18 protein-coding genes, 1 tRNA gene and 2 pseudogenes are annotated in these 18,442 nt (G+C 64.4%); 13 read left to right on the forward strand and 8 right to left on the reverse strand.

Annotation, left to right across the window (positions count from 1 at the left end):
• The first annotated feature begins 28 nt into the window (after nucleotides 1–28).
• The 8 genes from ybgC to queE all read left to right on the forward strand — a co-directional run bounded on the left by ybgC (nucleotide 29) and on the right by queE (nucleotide 6,632).
• Nucleotides 29–487 (forward strand): tol-pal system-associated acyl-CoA thioesterase, encoded by a 459-nt coding sequence (ybgC, locus tag A7D16_RS17875; RefSeq protein WP_064634607.1) that lies wholly within the window; start codon nucleotides 29–31, stop codon nucleotides 485–487.
• Nucleotides 488–498: 11 nt separating this feature from the next.
• The gene (tolQ, locus tag A7D16_RS17880; protein WP_003482569.1) at nucleotides 499–1,278 is read left to right on the forward strand and encodes a protein TolQ; all 780 of its coding nucleotides are present in this window, start codon (nucleotides 499–501) and stop codon (nucleotides 1,276–1,278) included.
• A 154-nt stretch (nucleotides 1,279–1,432) separates the two neighbouring features.
• Nucleotides 1,433–1,882, forward strand: coding sequence for a protein TolR (gene tolR / locus A7D16_RS17885; protein WP_064634608.1), 450 nt, complete (start codon nucleotides 1,433–1,435; stop codon nucleotides 1,880–1,882).
• Nucleotides 1,872–2,912 carry a cell envelope integrity protein TolA gene (gene tolA / locus A7D16_RS17890; protein WP_064634609.1) on the forward strand — a complete coding sequence of 347 codons (1,041 nt, stop codon included), beginning with the start codon at nucleotides 1,872–1,874 and terminating at the stop codon, nucleotides 2,910–2,912. The genes tolR and tolA overlap by 11 nt, the downstream gene beginning before the upstream one ends.
• 271 nt (nucleotides 2,913–3,183) lie before the next feature.
• Nucleotides 3,184–4,503: a Tol-Pal system beta propeller repeat protein TolB gene (tolB, locus tag A7D16_RS17895; protein WP_064634610.1), complete on the forward strand. Its 1,320-nt coding sequence runs from the start codon at nucleotides 3,184–3,186 to the stop codon at nucleotides 4,501–4,503.
• Nucleotides 4,504–4,560: 57 nt separating this feature from the next.
• Nucleotides 4,561–5,079, forward strand: coding sequence for a peptidoglycan-associated lipoprotein Pal (gene pal / locus A7D16_RS17900; protein ID WP_016904129.1), 519 nt, complete (start codon nucleotides 4,561–4,563; stop codon nucleotides 5,077–5,079).
• 6 nt (nucleotides 5,080–5,085) lie between these two features.
• Nucleotides 5,086–5,904: a tol-pal system protein YbgF gene (gene ybgF / locus A7D16_RS17905; protein ID WP_064634611.1), complete on the forward strand. Its 819-nt coding sequence runs from the start codon at nucleotides 5,086–5,088 to the stop codon at nucleotides 5,902–5,904.
• A 44-nt stretch (nucleotides 5,905–5,948) separates the two neighbouring features.
• Nucleotides 5,949–6,632, forward strand: coding sequence for a 7-carboxy-7-deazaguanine synthase QueE (gene queE, locus A7D16_RS17910; protein WP_064634612.1), 684 nt, complete (start codon nucleotides 5,949–5,951; stop codon nucleotides 6,630–6,632).
• Between the two features lie 254 nt (nucleotides 6,633–6,886).
• Here the strand turns inward: queE and A7D16_RS17915 are convergent.
• A tRNA-Lys gene (locus A7D16_RS17915) sits at nucleotides 6,887–6,962 on the reverse strand.
• Between the two features lie 47 nt (nucleotides 6,963–7,009).
• Nucleotides 7,010–7,684 (reverse strand): 7-cyano-7-deazaguanine synthase QueC, encoded by a 675-nt coding sequence (gene queC, locus A7D16_RS17920; protein WP_064634613.1) that lies wholly within the window; start codon nucleotides 7,682–7,684, stop codon nucleotides 7,010–7,012.
• 229 nt (nucleotides 7,685–7,913) lie between these two features.
• Here queC and A7D16_RS17925 point away from each other — a divergent pair, with 229 nt between their 5' ends.
• The gene (locus tag A7D16_RS17925) at nucleotides 7,914–8,921 is read left to right on the forward strand and encodes a sensor histidine kinase (protein WP_064634614.1); all 1,008 of its coding nucleotides are present in this window, start codon (nucleotides 7,914–7,916) and stop codon (nucleotides 8,919–8,921) included.
• Nucleotides 8,918–9,277 carry a response regulator gene (locus A7D16_RS17930; protein ID WP_064634615.1) on the forward strand — a complete coding sequence of 120 codons (360 nt, stop codon included), beginning with the start codon at nucleotides 8,918–8,920 and terminating at the stop codon, nucleotides 9,275–9,277. The genes A7D16_RS17925 and A7D16_RS17930 overlap by 4 nt, the downstream gene beginning before the upstream one ends.
• A 56-nt stretch (nucleotides 9,278–9,333) precedes the next feature.
• Here the strand turns inward: A7D16_RS17930 and A7D16_RS21935 are convergent.
• Nucleotides 9,334–9,615 (reverse strand): annotated as a pseudogene (locus A7D16_RS21935) (LysR substrate-binding domain-containing protein); the annotation flags it as partial.
• Between A7D16_RS21935 and A7D16_RS17935 the strand changes: the two are divergent.
• Nucleotides 9,564–10,049: pseudogene (locus A7D16_RS17935) on the forward strand (LysE/ArgO family amino acid transporter); the annotation flags it as partial. The pseudogenes A7D16_RS21935 and A7D16_RS17935 overlap by 52 nt on opposite strands.
• 24 nt (nucleotides 10,050–10,073) lie before the next feature.
• Entirely contained in the window at nucleotides 10,074–10,538 is a 465-nt protein-coding gene (locus A7D16_RS17940) for a GNAT family N-acetyltransferase (protein ID WP_082925856.1), read from the forward strand.
• Here A7D16_RS17940 and A7D16_RS17945 read toward each other — a convergent pair.
• A complete protein-coding gene (locus tag A7D16_RS17945) occupies nucleotides 10,450–12,618 on the reverse strand; it encodes a methyl-accepting chemotaxis protein (protein ID WP_064634616.1) in 2,169 nt (722 codons plus the stop codon). The genes A7D16_RS17940 and A7D16_RS17945 overlap by 89 nt on opposite strands.
• 499 nt (nucleotides 12,619–13,117) lie before the next feature.
• Nucleotides 13,118–13,324: a hypothetical protein gene (locus A7D16_RS17950; RefSeq protein ID WP_064634617.1), complete on the reverse strand. Its 207-nt coding sequence runs from the start codon at nucleotides 13,322–13,324 to the stop codon at nucleotides 13,118–13,120.
• 221 nt (nucleotides 13,325–13,545) lie between these two features.
• Here A7D16_RS17950 and A7D16_RS17955 point away from each other — a divergent pair, with 221 nt between their 5' ends.
• The gene (locus A7D16_RS17955) at nucleotides 13,546–14,256 is read left to right on the forward strand and encodes an rRNA pseudouridine synthase (RefSeq protein ID WP_064634618.1); all 711 of its coding nucleotides are present in this window, start codon (nucleotides 13,546–13,548) and stop codon (nucleotides 14,254–14,256) included.
• Nucleotides 14,257–15,096: 840 nt separating this feature from the next.
• On the opposite strand, the gene A7D16_RS17965 is transcribed toward A7D16_RS17955, so the two are convergent.
• The 3 genes from A7D16_RS17965 to recQ all read right to left on the reverse strand — a co-directional run bounded on the left by A7D16_RS17965 (nucleotide 15,097) and on the right by recQ (nucleotide 17,997).
• The gene (locus A7D16_RS17965; protein WP_064634619.1) at nucleotides 15,097–15,501 is read right to left on the reverse strand and encodes a response regulator; all 405 of its coding nucleotides are present in this window, start codon (nucleotides 15,499–15,501) and stop codon (nucleotides 15,097–15,099) included.
• 78 nt (nucleotides 15,502–15,579) lie between these two features.
• On the reverse strand, nucleotides 15,580–16,062 hold the full coding sequence (locus tag A7D16_RS17970) for a hypothetical protein (protein ID WP_064634620.1): 483 nt from the start codon (nucleotides 16,060–16,062) through the stop codon (nucleotides 15,580–15,582).
• A gap of 138 nt (nucleotides 16,063–16,200) precedes the next feature.
• Nucleotides 16,201–17,997 (reverse strand): DNA helicase RecQ, encoded by a 1,797-nt coding sequence (recQ, locus tag A7D16_RS17975; RefSeq protein WP_064634621.1) that lies wholly within the window; start codon nucleotides 17,995–17,997, stop codon nucleotides 16,201–16,203.
• Nucleotides 17,998–18,442 lie beyond the last annotated feature (445 nt).

Raw genomic sequence — 18,442 nt, forward strand, 5'->3', positions numbered from 1 at the left:
GGGCCGTCCCGACCGACATTCCGTGCCCATGACCATCGATTCCCGACTCCCGATTCTTGAATCCCCGCCTGTATTCAGTTGGCCGACACGCGTCTACTGGGAAGATACCGACGCCGGCGGGGTGGTCTACCACGCGCGCTACGTCGCCTTCATGGAACGTGCGCGCACCGAGTGGATGCGCGCGGCCGGTTACGGGCAGGATCTGATGCGCCAAGACCATGGTCTGGTGTTTGCGGTCCGTTCGATGCAACTGGATTTCCTCAAGCCGGCCCGGCTCGACGACGCGCTGTCAGTGTCGGCGGTACTGCTGAGATGCAGGCGGGCCAGCCTGCTGTTTGCGCAATCGGTGCGTCGCGAGGGCGAAGTGCTGCTGACTGCCGAGGTGCGCATCGCCGCGCTCGGTACCAGCGACTTCCGCCCGCGTGGCATGGACGATGCGGTGTATGACGTGTTGAAAGCTCTAGAAACCACAGAATCCGATTACTGAGGAACGAACGGATGTCGATTGCATTGCTCCTGGCCCTGCAGGACACGGTAGTGGAAGCACTGCCGCAGGACGTCGCCGCTGCCGCGGCGCAGACCGCCAGCGTGGCGCACAACAGCAGCATCAACTATGTAGACCTGATCCTGCGCGCCAGTATCCCGGTCAAGATCATCGTGTTGCTGTTGCTGATCGGCTCGTTCATCAGCTGGGTGATCATTTTCCGCAAGGCGCGTGCATTCAAGCAGGCCAACCGCGAGGCGGACGAGTTCGAAAACCGCTTCTGGTCCGGTGCGGACCTGGCCAAGCTGTACGCCTCGGCGACCGACCGCAACCGCACTGTCGGTGGTCTGGAGTCGATGTTCGAAAGCGGGTTCCGCGAGTTTTCGCGTCTGCGCGACCGCCGCCGCCTGGATGCACGCGTGCAGCTGGAAGGCGCACAGCGCGCCATGCGCACCGCCTTCACCCGCGAAGTCGACCAGCTCGAGCGCAATCTCGAATTGCTGGCCAACATCGGTTCCACCGCGCCGTACGTCGGCCTGGTCGGCACCGTGTTCGGCATCATGGTGACCATGCACGATATGGTCAGCAGCGGCGAGCAGGCCGGTATCGCTGCGGTGGCGCCGGGTATCTCCGAGGCATTGTTTGCGACCGCCATCGGCCTGTTCGTCGCGATTCCGGCGGTGTGGGCCTATAACCGCTTCACCACGCGCGTGGAACGGCTGTCGGTCCGCTACGAAACCTTCGCCGACGAATTCAGCTCCATCCTGCAGCGCCAGGCCGGCGCCGACGAGTGATGCGCGCTGCCGGCATGTACCCGCACGGCGTTACGCGGGAAGTGGCCGGCAGAGCCAGTCGCGTTAGCGGCAGCGCCACGCGCGGATGTCCCTCACCCGGACGCCGCGACCACGCTGCCGCCCGGCGCCGAGGACTAACTAGGAACGTTGCACGATGATTTCCGGTATTTCCCGTCGTAAGAAGCGCAAGCTCAAATCCGACATCAATGTCGTGCCGTACATCGACGTGATGCTGGTGCTGCTGATCATCTTCATGGTGACCGCGCCACTGCTGACCCTGAGCACCGACGTCAACCTGCCGAGCTCGCGCGCCAAGGCGCTGGAGAGCAAGCAGGACCCGGTCATCGTGGTGGTGGCGGCCGATGGCCAGCTCGCACTGCAGCTGCCCAAGGGCAAGCCGCAGGCGATGGACGTGGCCGCGCTGCAGGCGCAGCTGGCTGCCATCGTCGCGCAGGACAAAGAGGCACGCGTGGTGGTGGCGGGCGATCGCGCCGCGCCGTATCAAAAGATCATGGATGCCATCGACGTGCTCAAGCAGGCCAAGGTCGAGAAGGTCGGCCTGATTTCCGATTCCGGCGGCACTGCAGGCAGCGATGCACGCTGACGCACTCCCCACGCAGACGGCGCGCGAAGACGGCTGGTTTCGACCGGTCGTGCTGGCGCTGGTCGTGCATGTCCTGGTCGCCCTGGTGTTCATCGCCGGCTGGCTGTGGTCGCCCGAGCGTGCGGTCGAGCCGGCAGCGGGCGACCCCAGCATGGAAGCCTCGCTGGACGTGTCCGCGGCAGAAGCGCGGGTCGCACGTCAGGCGTTGAAAGCCACGCCGGTCGAAACGCCGCCGCCGCCCGCGCCATTGCCCGACCCCGCGCCGGAAGACAGCGTGCCGCCGCCGCAGCCGATCCCCGAACCGCGCCCGCAGGATGCGCCCACGCCGCAACAGGCGCAGGCGCAGGAGCGTGTGGCCCAGCCGGACAAGGTGGACCAGGAGAAGGTCGACGCACTGGCCATTTCCGCCGAAAAGGCCAAGCAGGAGCAGGAAGCCAAGCGTCGCCAGGAGCAGATCGACCTGACCGAGCGCAAACGCCAGGAAGAGGCCGAGCAGAAGTTGCGCCTGGCCAAGCAGCAGGAAGAAACCGACGCCAAGAAGAAGCAGGCGGCTGCGCAGCAGCAGGCCGAGGAAGCCGAGCGCCAAAAGAAGATCGCCGACATCCGCCGCCAGCGCGAGCAGGCCACCAAGGAAGCCGCGCTGGCCGAGCAAAAGTTGCGCCAGGTTGCCGCGGCGCGTGCGCAGCAGGCTTCGGCGGCCGCCGCAACCAGCGCGCAGCCGACTGCAGGGCAGGGCGGGACCAGTACCGACCTGTCGGCCAAGTACGCTGCGGCGATCCAGCAGAAGGTGCTGGCGCAGTGGGTACGCCCGCCGTCGGTGCCGCCTGGCCAGAAATGCACCATCAACATCCGCCAGTTGCCGGGCGGCAGCGTGATGGAAGCCAAGGTCGCGCCGGGTTGCCCCTACGACGAGGCTGGCCAGCGCTCGATCGAAGCCGCCGTACTGAGCGCGCAGCCGTTGCCATACCGCGGGTTCGAATCGGTGTTCCAGCGCAACCTGACCTTCGTGTTCACCGCGCAGGATCAGTAACCGGCTTTGGTACTGGCCGGGCTGCGGCTGCCTTCCGGCGCTGCAGCCCGGCGACGCCGGCAATACTGTCCGAGCCGGGGGGCGTGTGACGGCTGCTACTGCCGATAGGCAGTGAGGCAGTCGCTGCGCACCGGTGCCTCGCCGGCAGTGCCTTCGAATTCGCTACACGATCGCTCGCTCCATTTTCACATCATCTCGTTCACGATTGCGAGTATGTTCACCCGTTGATTGCTATCCCTTGCACACTTTTCCTGCCCGATCCGAGCCGTCCATGAAGAAACCGCTGCGTTGGCTAGCTGCCTTGACCGCCCTGTTGTTGCCGCTGAGCGCACTCGCGCAACAGCAAGGGCTCACCATCGACATCGTGGGCGGTAGCGCGTCGGCCACGCCGATCGCTGTCATCCCCATGCCGTACCAGGGCTCCGGCACCGCGCCGCAGACCGATGTGTCGGCCGTTGTCGGCGCTGACCTGGACCGTTCCGGCCAGTTCCGCACGCTGCCGGCTGCGCAGATCGTCGAAAAACCCAGCCGCGGCACCGAGGTGCAGTTCCAGACCTGGCGCACGCTCAAGCAGAATTACATCGTCGTCGGCCGTGTCATGGATGCGGGCGAAGGCGCCTACCGGGTCGAGTACGAATTGTTCGACGTGGCCAAGGGCGAGCGCATGCTTGGCCTGGCGATGACCGCGCGCGCCAACGCGATGCGCGACGTCTCGCATCAGATGGCCGATGCGATCTACGAAAAAATCACCGGCGTGCGCGGCGCGTTCTGGACCCGGATTGCCTATGTGACCGCCAGCGGCAAGGGTGGCGCCATGCGCTACGCGTTGATGGTGGCCGATTCGGATGGCTACAACCCGCAGACCATCGTGCGCTCGGCCGAGCCGCTGCTGTCGCCGAACTGGAGCCCGGACGGCAAGAGGCTGGCGTATGTGAGCTTCGAGCGGGGCAATTCGTCGATCTATCTGCAGGACATCGCCACCGGCGCACGCGAACTGGTCTCCAGCTTCCGTGGCATCAACGGCGCACCGTCGTTCTCGCCGGACGGCCGCCGCCTGGCGCTGGCGCTGTCGCGCAGCGGCAACCCGGAAATCTACGTGATGGATCTGGGCAGCAAGCAGCTGACCCAGATGACCAATCACTTCGGCATCGACACCGAGCCGACCTGGGCAGCCGACGGCGGCAGCATCTACTTCACCTCCGATCGCGGCGGCCGTCCGCAGATCTATCAGGTTTCCGCCAGTGGCGGCAGCGCCAATCGGGTGACCTTCCAGGGCAACTACAACGCCACCGCCAGCGTCTCGTTCGACGGCAAGAAGATCGCCGTGGCGCAGGGCAGCGGCAACAGCTACCGCATTGCGATGATGGACCGCAGCCTGGGTTCGCCCAGCTGGAGCACGCTGTCGCCGGGTTCGCTGGACGAATCGCCGAGCTTTGCGCCTAACGCCAGCATGGTGTTATATGCCGCGCGCGAAGGCGGCCGTGGCGTGCTGTACGCCGTCTCTTCCGACGCTCGGGTCCGCCAGCGTCTGGTTCTGGCGGACGGCGATGTGAGAGAACCCGCATGGGGGCCTTACCGAACCGCGCATTAATGTTAATATTTCGCTGCGTTAAACCACTCATTGGCCCAGAGCCTCCATAGGTACCCCATGAACAAGTCCACCCGCGTCTTGCTTGTCTCCCTGCTGTCCGTTGCCGTGTTGGCTGGTTGCTCGAAGAAGGTGAAGGAAACTCCGCCTCCCGCAACCGATACCACCGCTGGTTCCTCCGTTCCCACCGGCCCGTCCACCTCCGGCCTGTATGGCCCGGGCGACCTGGATACCGATGCCTGCCTGCGCCAGCGCGTGGTCTACTTCGATCTGGATCAGGACTCCCTGAAGCCGGAATTCCAGGCCATCATGGCTTGCCACGCCAAGTACCTGCGTGACCGTCCTTCCTCGCGCATCACCCTGCAGGGCAATGCTGACGAGCGCGGTTCGCGTGAGTACAACATGGGTCTGGGCGAGCGTCGCGGCAATGCCGTGTCGTCGTCGCTGCAGGCTGCCGGTGGTTCGGCCAGCCAGCTGACCGTCGTCAGCTACGGTGAAGAGCGTCCGGTCTGCACCGAAACCAGCGAAAGCTGCTGGTCGCAGAACCGTCGCGTCGAAATCGTGTACACGGCTCAGTAAGAAGCGATGCACTTTCGAGTGACATCCCTGTTCGTCGCGGCGGCCCTTGTGGTCGCCGCGCCGGCATACGCCCAGCGAGCCAGTCTCGCTGATCGTGTGGCGGTGCTCGAGCAGCAGCAGGCCAGTAGTCAGGCCAACAACGATCTCCTCAATCAGCTGCAGCAGGCGCGTTCGGACCTGCAGGCATTGCGTGCGACCGTCGAACAACTGCAGCACGACAACGAGCAACTCAAGCAACAGTCCAAGGACCAGTATCTGGACCTGGACGGACGCCTGAACCGGTTGGAAGGTGCTGGTGGCGCAACGCCGCCACTGCCCCCCGCCACTGGCAGCGTCACCCCGGCCCCGGCAGCTGCCGCGCGGCCTGCAGCGGCGGCAACTTCCGAGAAGCCGCCCACCGTCCATGGCGACCCGGGCACCCTGGCCGTCAGCAATGACGAACGCACTGCCTACAACGTGGCATTCGACGCGTTGAAGAATGGCAAGTACGACGATGCGTCGCAGCTGTTCCTGAGCTTTCTGGAGCTCTATCCCAACGGCGTCTACACCCCCAATGCCTTGTATTGGCTGGGTGAGAGCTATTACGCCACCCGCAATTTCCAGCTCGCCGAGGCGCAGTTTCGCGATCTCGTCGGCCGTTATCCCACGCATGACAAGGCCGCTGGCGGTCTGTTGAAGCTCGGCCTGTCGCAGTACGGCGAAGGCAAGAACAACGAAGCCCAGCAGACCTTGCAGCAGGTCGTCTCGCAGTATCCCGGCTCCGACGCAGCACGCGTTGCGCAGGAACGCCTGCAGTCCATCCGTCTCGGCCAGCAACTGCGCTGAGCCGCGTCGCGTCGGTGCCTGTCGGCACGGCGCATACTTTGCCCATGAACGCCGCCGCCGTCCCAAGCGAGATCGTCCAATCGCCGTTGCCGCGATTGAAGATCACCGAAATCTTTTTGTCCCTGCAAGGCGAGGCCGAAGCCGCCGGCTGGCCGACCGTGTTCGTGCGCCTGACCGGCTGCCCGCTGCGCTGCCTGTACTGCGATACCGCCTACGCCTTCCACGGCGGGCAGTGGCATGACATCGACGCCATCGTTGCCGAAGTCGCCAGTCATGGCGTGCGCCATGTCTGCGTGACCGGCGGCGAGCCGCTGGCGCAGAAGCGCTGCCTGGTGCTGCTGCAGAAGCTCTGCGATGCCGGCTTTGATGTCTCGCTGGAAACTTCCGGTGCGCTGGATGTGTCTGCCGTCGATCCGCGCGTCTCGCGTGTGGTCGACATCAAGACGCCGGCCTCCGGCGAAGAGGCGCGTAACCGCTGGGAAAATCTGCCGCTGCTGACCGCGCGCGACCAGATCAAGTTCGTGATCTGCAGCCGCGCCGACTACGAATGGTCGCGCGAGATCGTCGCGGCGCACGCGCTCGATCGCCGCTGCACGGTGTGGTTTTCGCCCAGCAAAAGCGAAGTGACTCCACGCCAGCTGGCCGACTGGATTGTTGCCGATCGTCTGCCGGTGCGCTTTCAGATGCAGCTGCACAAGCTGCTGTGGAACGACGAACCAGGGCGCTGAACATCGGGCGCGTCGCGCAGCGCACGACGCTAGCGCGTCCCGCTGACGGATGGATCGAGACTGGGTGCTGGCGTATTCCGCAGTGCGCGATTCTGCAACGGAACCAGGACCCGAACGCCACCACGCTGACGAGGCGGGAGCTGTGCGGTACACCTGTGCCCGAGCGTATGCACGGCCGCAGAAAGACGAATTGAATTGCGGAGAAGAGGCCTTCTTGCGCAGCGATGGAACTCGCTCAAGCGCCTTGCTGCAGATGGTGGGCCGTGATGGATTCGAACCATCGACCAAAAGATTAAAAGTCTTCTGCTCTACCGACTGAGCTAACGGCCCACTGACCCGACATTGCGCCGGGGTGCGCATTCTACCCTACGCAGGCGTCAAGACAAAATGGCGTAGTGGGTGGGGTCGGGGATGCCGGCATCGGCGAAGCCGGCCGCGCGCAGGCGGCAGGCGTCGCAATGGCCACAGGCGCGCCCATCGGCGTCGGCGCGGTAGCAGGAGACGGTCAGGCCGAAGTCCACGCCCAGGCGCACGCCTTCACGGACGATGTCGGCCTTGCTGAGGAACTGCAGTGGCGCGTGCACGCGCAGCCCGGTCCCTTCCACGCCGGCCTTGGTGGCCAGATTGGCCAGCACTTCGAAGGCGCGCACGAACTCGGGGCGGCAATCCGGGTAGCCCGAGTAATCCACCGCATTGACACCACAGAACAGGTCGTTGGCGCCCACCACCTCGGCCCAGCCGAGCGCCAGCGACAGCATGATGGTGTTACGCGCGGGCACGTAGGTGACCGGGATGCCGTCGCCGCCGGCGTCGGGGACGTCGATGTCGTCGGTCAGCGCCGAGCCGCCGATGCTGCGCAGATCCACGTCGACCACCTTGTGCGCAATGACGCCCTGCGCGGCGGCAACGCGCGCGGCGGCGTCCAGTTCGGAGGTGTGGCGCTGGCCGTAGCGCACGCTCAGTGCATGCACGGCAAAGCCCTGCTCCTGCGCGAGCGCGACGACGGCGGCGGAATCCATGCCACCGGACAACAGAACAACGGCTTTTTTCATGACGGATCGGCGATCACTGCGGAATAGCACGAAAGGCTATCAGGGACGGCGGTGCAGGGCGACCAGGCGGCCGCTCGCTGCTCAACAGCGAATGTCCTGATGTCATGCCGGTCGCATCCCGTGCCTGACCCATGCAGACCGCGCGGGTTCATTTGCCAATGAAATACGCATGATCAGGCGTTCACGTAACTCGACTTATCGTTTGCCGTAATTTCAGGACCATGACGTAATGGCCGAGCATCAGGAAGACGCAGCGAAGTCGCGTATTTACGAGGCCCTGCTACAGGCAACACCGGATTTTTTGTATGTGTTCGATCTCCAGCACCGCTTCGTCTACGCCAATCAGGCGCTATTGGCGATGTGGGGCATGCGCTGGGAAGACGCCTGCAACAAGACCTGTCTGGAACTAGGCTACGAGCCCTGGCATGCGGCCACGCACGATGAAGAGATCGAACGGGTGATTGCGACGGGCCAGCCGGTCCGCGGCGAAGTGCCGTTTCCGCACACGACCAGTGGCCTGCGCGTCTACGACTACATTTTTACGCCGGTGTTCGGGCCCGATGGCAAGGTCGAAGCGATCGCCGGCGCCACGCGCGACATCACCGAGCACAAGCAGCATGAGCAGCATCTGCAGCTACTGATCAACGAGCTCAACCATCGGGTCAAGAATTCGTTGGTGATGGTGCAATCGCTGGCACGGCAATCGTTCACCAATGCTGCCAGCCTTGCGGACGCACAGGAAAAGCTCGATGCGCGACTGCTGGCGCTGTCGCGCGCACATGACACATTGACGCGCGAGAACTGGGTCAGCGCCGACATTCTGGAGCTGACCCGCGACGCGGCTGCGCTTTACGAGTCGCACGACAGCCAGCGCTTCACCTTGCAGGGCAGCTCCTGTCGGCTGGATCCGCGGCGTGCGCTGGCGCTGTCGATGGCGCTGCACGAGCTGTGTACCAACGCGCTCAAGCACGGCGCATTGTCCTCGCCGGCCGGGGCGGTGCTGGTTTCCTGGGAGCGCAAGACACGCGGCGGGCAGGAGCAGCTCGAGCTTGTCTGGCAGGAGGCCGGTGGGCCGCCCGTGCAGCTGCCCACGCGCAAGGGGTTCGGCACCCGTTTGCTGGAACGTGGCTTGAAACACGACCTCAAGGGCGAGGTCGATCTGGCGTTCGACCCGGCCGGGGTGTGTTTCCGGGTCTCCATTCCGTTACCGGCCGAGCTTGCCGAGGCGGGGCCATGACCATGCGCGTGCTATTGGTCGAAGACGAGTCGTTGGTGGCCATGTTGCTGGAGGATTGCCTGACGGAGCTGGGCTACGAAGTCGCTGCAACCGTGGCCGACGTGGACGCCGCGCTGCAGGCGGTGCAGGCGGGCAATCTCGATTTGGCGCTGCTGGACATCAATCTGGGTGGCACCTTGTCGTTTCCGATTGCCGAAGAGCTGGATGCGCGCGGGGTGCCCTACATCTTCGTGACCGGCTACGCGCAGGGCGGGATTCCGGAAAGGTACCGGCATCGGCATGGCCTGCAGAAGCCCTTTCATTTTCGCGATCTGCAACATGCGCTATCGCTGTTGCAACGGCGCAGTGCCGAGTGAGCCATCGCTGGTCGTGTCGCAGTTGAATGACGCTGGTCACGGCGACGTCTTCGTGGTTATTTGCTGCCACGCAAACTGCTGGCAGCGGCCTCGCGCAGTGCCTGGCTGAGGTGTTGCAGGGCGCTTGAGCGCACTGCGGCGTATTGCCAGTACAGCGGAACATCGAGCCAGCGGCCGGGGTCGATGATGACGACCTGCTTGTTGCGGACCGCAGGCATGACCATCGCTTCAGGCGCCAGGCACCAGCCGAGCCCGCGCGCAGCGGCTTCGACAAAGCCGGTGGAGGATCGCGCTGATCCTGCTGGGCGTCGCCGGAATCGGTGTGTTGGTGCAGCAATGGTCGGGCCTGCTGCAGCTGCTGCGATATGCGGGTGCGGCGTTTCTGGCGGTGTATGGATGGATGGGCGCACGCCGCGCCTGGCGTTGCGACAGCGCAATGGCGCCGGCGGAGCAGGGTGCGGACCACTGGCAGCGCGCCATGCTCACCTGCCTGGCGTTTACCTTCCTCAATCCGCACGTGTATCTGGACACGATGGTCTTGCTCGGCAGCCTGTCGACGCATTACCCGGGCGCGCGGCGCTGGGCATTTGCGCTGGGTGCGTGACTGGCCAGCGTGACCTGGTTCTTCAGCCTGGGCTACGGCGCACGCTTGTTGCAGGCGGTCTTCCGGCATCCGCGTGCATGGCGTGTACTGGATGGGCTGATCGCGGTGTTCATGCTGCTGCTGTGCGTGCTGTTGCTGCTGCTGCCCTCGCAGCCTGCGCTGCCCTGACCGGCCATTGCCTGGAGCGCTGTCATGCTGCCGTTGCGCGTTACCACCGAAGCGTCCGAACTCGACCTGGCGCTGATCCACCGGTATCTGTCGCAGCACACCAGCTGGGCCAGGGACATTGGATTGCCCCTGGTGCAGCGTTCGATCGATAACTCGCGCTGTTTTGGCGGTTTCACTGGCAGCGGGCAGGCGGCGTTCGCGCGTGTGGTGTCCGATTACGCCACTTTCGCGTATCTGGGCGATGTCTTCGTGCTGCCCGAGCACCAGGGCAGGGGCTATGGCAACGCGCTGATGGACGCGGTCATGGCGCACCCCAAGCTGCAGGGGCTGCGCCGTTTCAGCCTTGCCACCAGCGACGCGCACCGGCTGTATGCGGCCAGCCAGCGCGCCGTGCAGGTGCTCAGCCGTTGCGAACCTTGTTCAGCAGCTGCGCGACCGGCGCCGCCGCACGGGTGTCTGCGCGACGTGCCTGCCGTGCATCGATCTTGAAGATGGCTACCGCGTCAGTGAGTTGCACGGCCTGTTCTTCCATCGAGCGTGCGGCAGCGGTGGCTTCTTCCACCAGTGCAGCATTTTGCTGGGTGGTTTCATCCATATGGGTGATGGTCTGATTGACCTGTTCGATGCCGGCGGACTGTTCCTGCGATGCCGCCGAAATCTCGCTCATGATGTCGGTGACGCGCTGCACACTGGCTACCACGTCGCCCATGGTCTTGCCGGCGCTGTGCACCAGTGCCGAGCCTTCCGCCACGCGTTGGACGGAATCGTCGATGAGATCCTTGATCTCCTTGGCTGCACCGGACGAACGCTGCGCAAGCGTGCGCACCTCGGAGGCCACCACCGCGAAGCCGCGGCCTTGTTCGCCGGCACGTGCGGCTTCCACCGCGGCGTTCAGCGCCAGGATGTTGGTCTGGAACGCAATGCCGTCGATGACGCTGATGATGTCGGCGATCTTCTTGGACGAGGCTTCGATGCCGGACATGGTTTCCACGACCTTGCCCACCACCTGGCCACCTTGCGAGGCCACACTTGCGGCGCCGATCGCCAGTTGATTGGCCTGGCGTGCGCTCTCGGCATTCTGTTTGACGGTGGATGTCAGCTCTTCCATCGACGCGGCGGTTTCTTCCAGGTTGGCTGCTTGCTGCTCGGTGCGTTGCGACAAGTCCTGGTTGCCGGCCGCAATTTCGCTGGCAGCCGAATTGATCGACACCGCGGACTGCTGGATGTTGCCAACGATCTGCGCCAACTGGCTTGCCGTTGCATTGGCATCGTCGCGCATCTGCGCAAACACGCCGCGGAACTCGCCGCCCATGCGTGCCGTAAGATCGCCCGCGGCGATCGATTGCAGCAAGGCCGACAGCGATTGCAGGTTGCCATCTGCGGTGGACATCAGGTGATTGAGACTCTCGACCATGATGCGGAAATCGAACTGGAAGCGTTCGACATCGCCACGTGCGCTGAAGTCGCCATTGGCCGCCGCCTGCGCAAGATGCTTGATTTCGTGATTCATCGCCGACAGGTTGAGCTTGACCTGCGCCATGGTGTTGCTGAAGACGGCCTTTTCGCCCGGCAATGGCTGCATGTCCTCGGCAAGTTCGCCGATGGCGTAGCGCCCCATGATGCGCGCCAGATCGTTTTGTACCGCGACGTGTGAGGCCACCAGCAGGTTGGTGTCGTTGGCCATGCGGCCGTAGTCGCCCGGGAATGCGGAGGCGTCGATGCGGAAGCTGATCTGGCCGCTATCGTGATGCTTGGCCATGTCGGTCTGCGCGGCACTCAGGTTGCGCAGCTGCAGTTGCATCTTGTCCATGGCCTGCAACAGGCGGCCGGTTTCGTCGGTGGCGGTGGTGTGGACATCGTTGTGCAGATTGCCTCCGGCAATGGCCTCGGCGGTGCGCGTGGCCTGGCTCAACGGCGTGGTCAGGCTGCGCGTGATCAACCAGGCAAGCAGCGCGCTGATGACCAGCGCGGCAATGCCGCCGCTGGCCAGGGTGACCTTGCCGCGGTGCATCGACGCAACGGCGGTTGCATATGCCTCTTTGCTGAGCCGGCGTTCCAGTTCGGCGTTTGCGCGAATGGCGGCCTGTTGCTCGTTCATCGCCGTAGCGGCGGCGCCTTGCAGCAAGGCTTGCGCTTCCTGGTTCTGGTCGTGAATGCCGTATTCGAGAATCTGGTTGTTGAACTTGACCGAGACGTCGCGCTTTTCCTGCACGCGCTTGAGTGCGGCCTTTTCCATGTCGCTGCTGGGCATCGCCGCCAGCGCGTCGTGGGCTTGGTGATAGCGCGTGCGGTTCTGCTCGATCATCGCAAGCGCGGCGCGGTTGGCCGCATCGCCGGAGACCATCACGATATCGCGCAGGCCGATCGCCACGTTGGTATTGGCGTCGAGCATTTCGGAGGACAGCCGGATCCTTTCCATGTTGCTGTTGACGATGGTGTCCAGCTCGTAACGGGCATTGGACATGGTGATCAGGCCGGTGGCCACCAGCAGGCCAGACAAGAGAATCAAAATGCCGAACGCCATTCCCAGGCGACGGCCGACATTGAGGCGTTGCAGAAAGTCATTCATGACCGAATCCAGGTAGTGCAGCTGAGTAGCCTGGTGGATGCGGGGTGCATCGACTCAAGCGTCTTGCCCAGCTAGCGGCCGGATCGCGCGGAGCTAAAGGCCCTCAATCGCAAAATACTTAGCGTCGATTCATTACAGAGTGGAAGTTCCTGACAGCGACTTTGCGCGTCCTGACAGGGATGCTGGAAGCGGAGCAACGAACGGGATTTCGCTGGATCGAAGCGTGCCAGTGGTACAGCGAATTTCCGACGTTTTACCGACATCTGGAGCGCGCGCGTGAAGGTGTTGGAGACCAGCAAGCGGAGCGCGTTGAATGGTCGAGTTCGTCGTTTGGAACCGTAATGCACCGGCGTGCAGCCGTGATGGAAGGCCGATGCGAAGCGCTTTATTCGCGGTGCGGGTGATACCGTGCGCGCTGCAGCACGCATCTTGTGTGCAGCGGTGGTGCATCCCACGCATCGCGCGCAGCCGGCGCGACGCGATGAGGATGGCCTTGCGCTCAGGCTTCCAGTGCGGCAAGCACGTCGGCATGCAGCTGCTCGGCGCCGCTTTCGCTGTTGAAGCGTGCGATGACTTCTTCGCCGGAGATCAGCCCGACCCGAACCGAGTGACAGTAAGAGCCGAAGCTTTCGCCCGCATTGAACGGGTCGCTGATGACGGAGACATGGTTGAGGCGGACCCGCGCGTTGCCGAACTTGATGAACATCTGCAATCTCCTGTGTGAGCGGCGAGTTTCCCACTTTGTTGCGCGGCACAGAAGCATCCGGCGTCAGCGTACGCAGCTGCGCATGCCGGGGACAACGTGCCCGTGGCCGACAGATGGTGCCGGTGCAGCGGTGACAGAGGTGCATCGCTGTGATTGGCAGCGACTCACGCATCCGTTGACCCAGCACGTACACTGCCGTCCCCTGATGCTGAGCTCGCCCGATGTCCGATCCGATCCGTCTCGATAAATGCGTGGCCGCCGTATTCGGTTGCTCGCGTGGCGAGGCTCAGCAGTACATCGAGGGTGGCTGGGTGAGCGTGGACGGGGTGGTGGTCGAAGAGCCGCAGGCGTTGGCGACCGCAGCGCAGGTCACGCTGGCCGAGAATGCGGTGCTGGCACCTGCCGAGCCCGCCACCTTGTTGCTGCACAAGCCGGCAGGGGTGTCCGCCGACGCCGCGCTGGCGCTTGCCACGCCGGCGACGCGCAGCGCGCTGGATCACTCCGACACCCGTGTGCTGAAGCGCCACTTCCTGCGGCTGACGGCGCCGCTGCCGTTGGAAGACGCGGCAAGCGGCCTGCTGGTGCTGAGCCAGGACGGCCGCGTGCTGCGCAGGCTGAGTGCCGATGCCAGCTCCATCGAACAGGAATTTCTGGTCGAAGTACAGGGCGAATTGCGTCCGTACGGCATGGCGCGGTTGGCGCACGGCCTTGTCTACCAGCAGCGCAGCCTGTCGCCGTGCAAGGTGAGCTGGCAAAACGAAGAGCGCCTGCGGTTTGCAATCAAGAACGTGCAGCCTGGCCAGCTGCGCTACATGTGCGGCGAAGTGGGGCTGGAGGTGGTCAGCATTCGCCGCTTGCGCGTGGGCCGGGTGTCGCTGGGCAAGCTGGCGATCGGCGAATGGCGCTATCTGCCGGCGGGCGAGCGGTTCTGATTGCAGCACCTGATGTATGCGGCTGCGTGGCGCTTGTCAGGGCGTGCCGCTGGTGCTGTCTTGGTGTGGCGGGAACAGCCGCAGCATTGGCATGGTGCGATTCGACGGCACTGCGGACTTCTAATGCTGACATGCGCCCTGGCCAGGGCATCTTCCTGATCGCTGCGCAGCGCCTGTTCGATCAATCAAGACGCCAGCGGCATGCCTGACCAAGCAAAGGCCGACTGCGTCGACCGCCGCCTGGGTAAATGCAATGACGCAGCGACGGCGTCGCACGCGTAAGCAGTCGCGGCCGTCACCGTGCGAATGTTATTTCTTGTTGCGCTTTTTCTTGGCGCGCGTGACCAGAAACAGCACAACGGCAATCACGCCGATGACCAGGATGATGAAAGCCGGTGATAGAAACGAATTGTCGCCCATGAGGAACTCCTGACAGTCTTCCGCAGCCCAGTGCTGCAATAACGTTAGCCTAGCGAGCAGGCTGCTTGATCGCGTGAAATACCCTGCATGCGTGCAAGCAGGTACTGAGACTTGATCTATCGGCGAGTGCTTGCGTCGGTTTGCGCTGCGGGCATGCAGCGCTTTGGGCACAGACGTGTACGCGGCAGGGCTACCTGGTGTTACGTCTGGGGATACGCGCCCGGCCGGCGTGCGGTTGCGATGACGCATTTGCGATTTCCGGCGGTGATCCGCAACTAACCATCAGCTGCATCCACTGTATCGGCTAGACGAGCGTTCAGCGCTTGGCGGTGCGCGTGCGCACGCAGGAGATGCGATTACGCCTGAGATGGTCGATTGCCTGACCAGCCAAGGGACAAACGCATCGGCTAGCCGACGGTGTTACGCGACCGGAGTGGCCAGCACGCGGTGCTTCGCCATCACGCTGCGGATCGCACTCAGCAGCTGCTCGGGGGTGTAGGGCTTTTCCAGGAAGGCCACACCATCGGGCAGGATCTCTTCCACATACTCGACCGCCAGTCCGGAGGTCAGCAGCACCGGCAGGTTGTAGGGGGCATGTGCCGTCTTGAGCGCCAGATCCACACCGGTCAGCCCGCCCGGAAAATGGATATCGGAAAACAGCACGTCCACGCGCGGGTCGCTTTCGATCAGGGACAACGCTTCTTCGACCGAGCCGGCGCTGCGGCAGGTGAAACCGTAGCTCTCCAGCACAAGGCAGCTGAGTTGGCGGGTGCCGTCGCCGTCTTCGACAACGAATACGACCGGCCGTTCCTTGTTCTGTGACATGCGCGCGTCCCGTAAGGCAAGCCCCATTCTCAGCGATGCAGCAGTGAACCCTCCGTCAATGCAAACGGAGCCGTATGGTTACCAGCCAAACGGGCCGGGGCCATACCCGCCGGGCGCATAACGCGGGCCAAAAACCGGGCCTTCGCCACGCCCGACACTGATGCTGACGCCGATCTGGTGCGCCTTGCCGTCATCGTCGTAATAGGTCTTGCAGGAGTTCAAATTGACCGCCTGCCAGTTGCTGTTGCCGCCGCGGTTCGAATAGCCCATGCCGGTTTCGACTGCGCCATGCAGCTTGCCCTGGCATTGCTCGGCGAGCTCGGCGGCGATGGATGCAGCGCTGGGCCGCGCCAGTGCCGGCTTGGGGCCGCTCTTGTCGCCGTAGAAGGTGCCCGGCGGGTCGGTGCTGTATTCCGGGTCGGAGCGGTACTGCACCGGCGCTTGCGGAACGCTCAGGTCCAGCGAGCGCGGTGTCGCGGTCTCGGCGCTGCCATCGCTGGCTTGGGCCAATGCGCTGCCGGTGGCGAACAGAGTGACCAGGAGAAGCAGGCTGCGTTTCATCGGTTGGACTCTACGAAGGAGGGCTGGCAGCGCGTGCCAGCTCGCTTTGTGAAACTAGCAACGGCTGATTGAATGCGCGCTGTCGATCCTGCGGAGTTTTGTGCCATCGGCGGCGTTGCGGTGACACATGCTGCTGCATCAGCCCTGTTCGCGCACGAGCTCGATCAGCTGCGCGCCGTAACGCGCCAGCTTGCCGCCGCCGATGCCGCCCACCCGCGACAGCGCGTCGATGCTGGTGGGACGTTGTTCGGCGATGTTGCGCAAGGTGCTGTCGTGGAAGATCACAAATGCCGGCACATTCTGTTCCTTGGCTAGCTCTGCGCGCAGGCCGCGCAAGGCGTTGAACAACACCAGGTCCTGGGCCTGCACCGGCAGGCCGGTGCGCTGGGCACCGCGGTCGCGCCCGGCGGCCGGATTTTCGCGCCGCATCATCACCTGGCGCTCGCTCTTGAGCACCTGGCGGCTGGCATCGGTGAGGCGCAGGCCACCGTGGCTCTCGCTGTCCACTTCCAGCAGGCTGGCGGCCACCAGCTGGCGAAACACGCCGCGCCAGGTGCGTTCGTCCAGATCGCGGCCGATGCCGTAGGTGCTCAGCTGGTCGTGGCCGAGCTGCTTGATGCGTTCGTTCTCGCTGCCGCGCAGGATGTCGATCAGATGGCCCACGCCGAAGCGCTGGCCGCTGCGATAGACGCAACTGAGCGCTTTCTGCGAGGCCACCGTGGCGTCCCAGGCCGCTGCCGGGGTCAGGCAGTTGTCGCAATTGCCGCAGGGCTTGGGATAGGTCTCGCCGAAACCGGCCAGCAGCACCTGGCGGCGGCATTGCATGGATTCGCAGTAGCCGAGCAGGTGGTCGAGCTTGGCGCGCTCCAGGCGCTTGCGTTCTTCGGCCGCTTCGCCCTGTTCGATCATCTGCTTGAGCAGCACCACATCGCCCAGGCCGTAGCAAAGCCAGGCTTCGGCGGGGTCGCCGTCGCGGCCGGCGCGGCCGGTCTCCTGGTAGTAGCCTTCCAGCGATTTGGGTAGATCCACATGCGCCACGAAGCGCACGTCCGGCTTGTCGATGCCCATGCCGAAGGCGATCGTGGCAGCCATGATGATGCCGTCCTCGCGCAGGAAACGGCGCTGGTTTTCCGCGCGCACCTCGGCCGGCAGGCCGGCGTGGTAGGGCAGCGCATTGAAGCCCTGCGCGCACAGGTGCTGCGCGGTTTCTTCGACCTTGCGCCGCGACATCGCATAGACGATGCCGGCCGAGCCGCGATAACGCCCCAGGAATTCCTGCAGCTGTTTGCGGGCGTTGTCCTTCTGCACCACGGTGTAGCGGATGTTGGGGCGGTCGAAGGAGCTGACGAAGTGGCGCGCATCCACCAGATCCAGGCGCTCGGCGATTTCGCGCTGGGTCGGCGGGTCGGCGGTGGCGGTCAATGCCATGCGCGGGATGTGCGGCCAGCGCTCGTGCAGCACGGTGAGCTGGCGATACTCCGGGCGGAAATCGTGGCCCCATTGCGAGACGCAATGCGCCTCGTCGATGGCGAACAGCGCAATGCGGCTACGTTCCAGCAGGGAGAGGAAACGCTGGGTCAACAGCCGTTCCGGCGCGACGTACAGCAGGTCCAGATCGCCGGATAGCAAGGCGCGTTCGACGCGTTGGGCGTTTTCTGCATCCAGGGTGGAATTGAGGAATTCGGCGCGCACGCCGAGCTGGCGCAGCGCTTCGACCTGGTCCTGCATCAGCGCGATCAGCGGCGAGACCACGATGCCGATGCCGTCGCGCAACAGCGCCGGGACCTGGTAGCACAGCGATTTGCCGCCACCGGTGGGCATCAGGACCAGGGCATCGTTGCCGGCAGCGACGTGTTCGACGATGGCCTGCTGTGGGCCGCGGAAGTCGTCGTAACCGAAGACGCGGCTGAGCAATTCGTGGGCAGGGGAAGACATCTGCCTAGGATACCGCGCGGGTCAAGCCCTAGTTGGTGCGATGCTGTGCGGGATGGCGCGAAGCGGCATCAGGGATTGCCGTGATGCGGCTACGGGTATGGCCGGCAGTGTGTGAAGTCTTGTGCGGAGTAAGCGCCATGAGGCTTCGCCCCGGACCCTCACCCCAACGCCGCTCCCGATGGGGCAAGGGCTCAATTTCCGATAATCGATGCAGGGGGTGTGGCAGAAGACTGCTGGGTCCTGCAGGGCCTGTACACCATGTGCTCTATCGTCGTGAACCTAACACCAATAGCCCCCTGAGTCAGGGGGCGCGCCGAAGGCGCGGGGTGTGGAGATGTGTAGCGGGGCCCAATGTTTGCAACGCAAATGTTGGGGGACATGTCCGCGAAGCGGAGATGGCTGCGCCCCCTGAGTCAGGGGGCGCGCCGAAGGCGCGGGGTGTGGC

It is taken from the genome of Xanthomonas nasturtii (genome assembly GCF_001660815.1).
Taxonomy (GTDB): Bacteria; Pseudomonadota; Gammaproteobacteria; order Xanthomonadales; family Xanthomonadaceae; genus Xanthomonas; species Xanthomonas nasturtii.

What these genes read in the sequence shown, in the direction of transcription:
- A7D16_RS17955 (WP_064634618.1), top strand. Translation starts at nt 13,546, where the DNA reads ATGTCCGATCCGATCCGTCTCGATAAATGCGTGGCCGCCGTATTCGGT.
- A7D16_RS17965 (WP_064634619.1), bottom strand. Translation starts at nt 15,501, where the DNA reads ATGTCACAGAACAAGGAACGGCCGGTCGTATTCGTTGTCGAAGACGGC.
- queE (WP_064634612.1), top strand. Translation starts at nt 5,949, where the DNA reads ATGAACGCCGCCGCCGTCCCAAGCGAGATCGTCCAATCGCCGTTGCCG.
- ybgC (WP_064634607.1), top strand. Translation starts at nt 29, where the DNA reads ATGACCATCGATTCCCGACTCCCGATTCTTGAATCCCCGCCTGTATTC.
- tolR (WP_064634608.1), top strand. Translation starts at nt 1,433, where the DNA reads ATGATTTCCGGTATTTCCCGTCGTAAGAAGCGCAAGCTCAAATCCGAC.
- A7D16_RS17940 (WP_082925856.1), top strand. Translation starts at nt 10,074, where the DNA reads ATGCTGCCGTTGCGCGTTACCACCGAAGCGTCCGAACTCGACCTGGCG.
- pal (WP_016904129.1), top strand. Translation starts at nt 4,561, where the DNA reads ATGAACAAGTCCACCCGCGTCTTGCTTGTCTCCCTGCTGTCCGTTGCC.
- tolA (WP_064634609.1), top strand. Translation starts at nt 1,872, where the DNA reads ATGCACGCTGACGCACTCCCCACGCAGACGGCGCGCGAAGACGGCTGG.
- A7D16_RS17930 (WP_064634615.1), top strand. Translation starts at nt 8,918, where the DNA reads ATGACCATGCGCGTGCTATTGGTCGAAGACGAGTCGTTGGTGGCCATG.
- A7D16_RS17945 (WP_064634616.1), bottom strand. Translation starts at nt 12,618, where the DNA reads ATGAATGACTTTCTGCAACGCCTCAATGTCGGCCGTCGCCTGGGAATG.
- queC (WP_064634613.1), bottom strand. Translation starts at nt 7,684, where the DNA reads ATGAAAAAAGCCGTTGTTCTGTTGTCCGGTGGCATGGATTCCGCCGCC.
- A7D16_RS17950 (WP_064634617.1), bottom strand. Translation starts at nt 13,324, where the DNA reads ATGTTCATCAAGTTCGGCAACGCGCGGGTCCGCCTCAACCATGTCTCC.
- tolB (WP_064634610.1), top strand. Translation starts at nt 3,184, where the DNA reads ATGAAGAAACCGCTGCGTTGGCTAGCTGCCTTGACCGCCCTGTTGTTG.
- tolQ (WP_003482569.1), top strand. Translation starts at nt 499, where the DNA reads ATGTCGATTGCATTGCTCCTGGCCCTGCAGGACACGGTAGTGGAAGCA.
- A7D16_RS17970 (WP_064634620.1), bottom strand. Translation starts at nt 16,062, where the DNA reads ATGAAACGCAGCCTGCTTCTCCTGGTCACTCTGTTCGCCACCGGCAGC.
- A7D16_RS17925 (WP_064634614.1), top strand. Translation starts at nt 7,914, where the DNA reads ATGGCCGAGCATCAGGAAGACGCAGCGAAGTCGCGTATTTACGAGGCC.
- recQ (WP_064634621.1), bottom strand. Translation starts at nt 17,997, where the DNA reads ATGTCTTCCCCTGCCCACGAATTGCTCAGCCGCGTCTTCGGTTACGAC.
- ybgF (WP_064634611.1), top strand. Translation starts at nt 5,086, where the DNA reads ATGCACTTTCGAGTGACATCCCTGTTCGTCGCGGCGGCCCTTGTGGTC.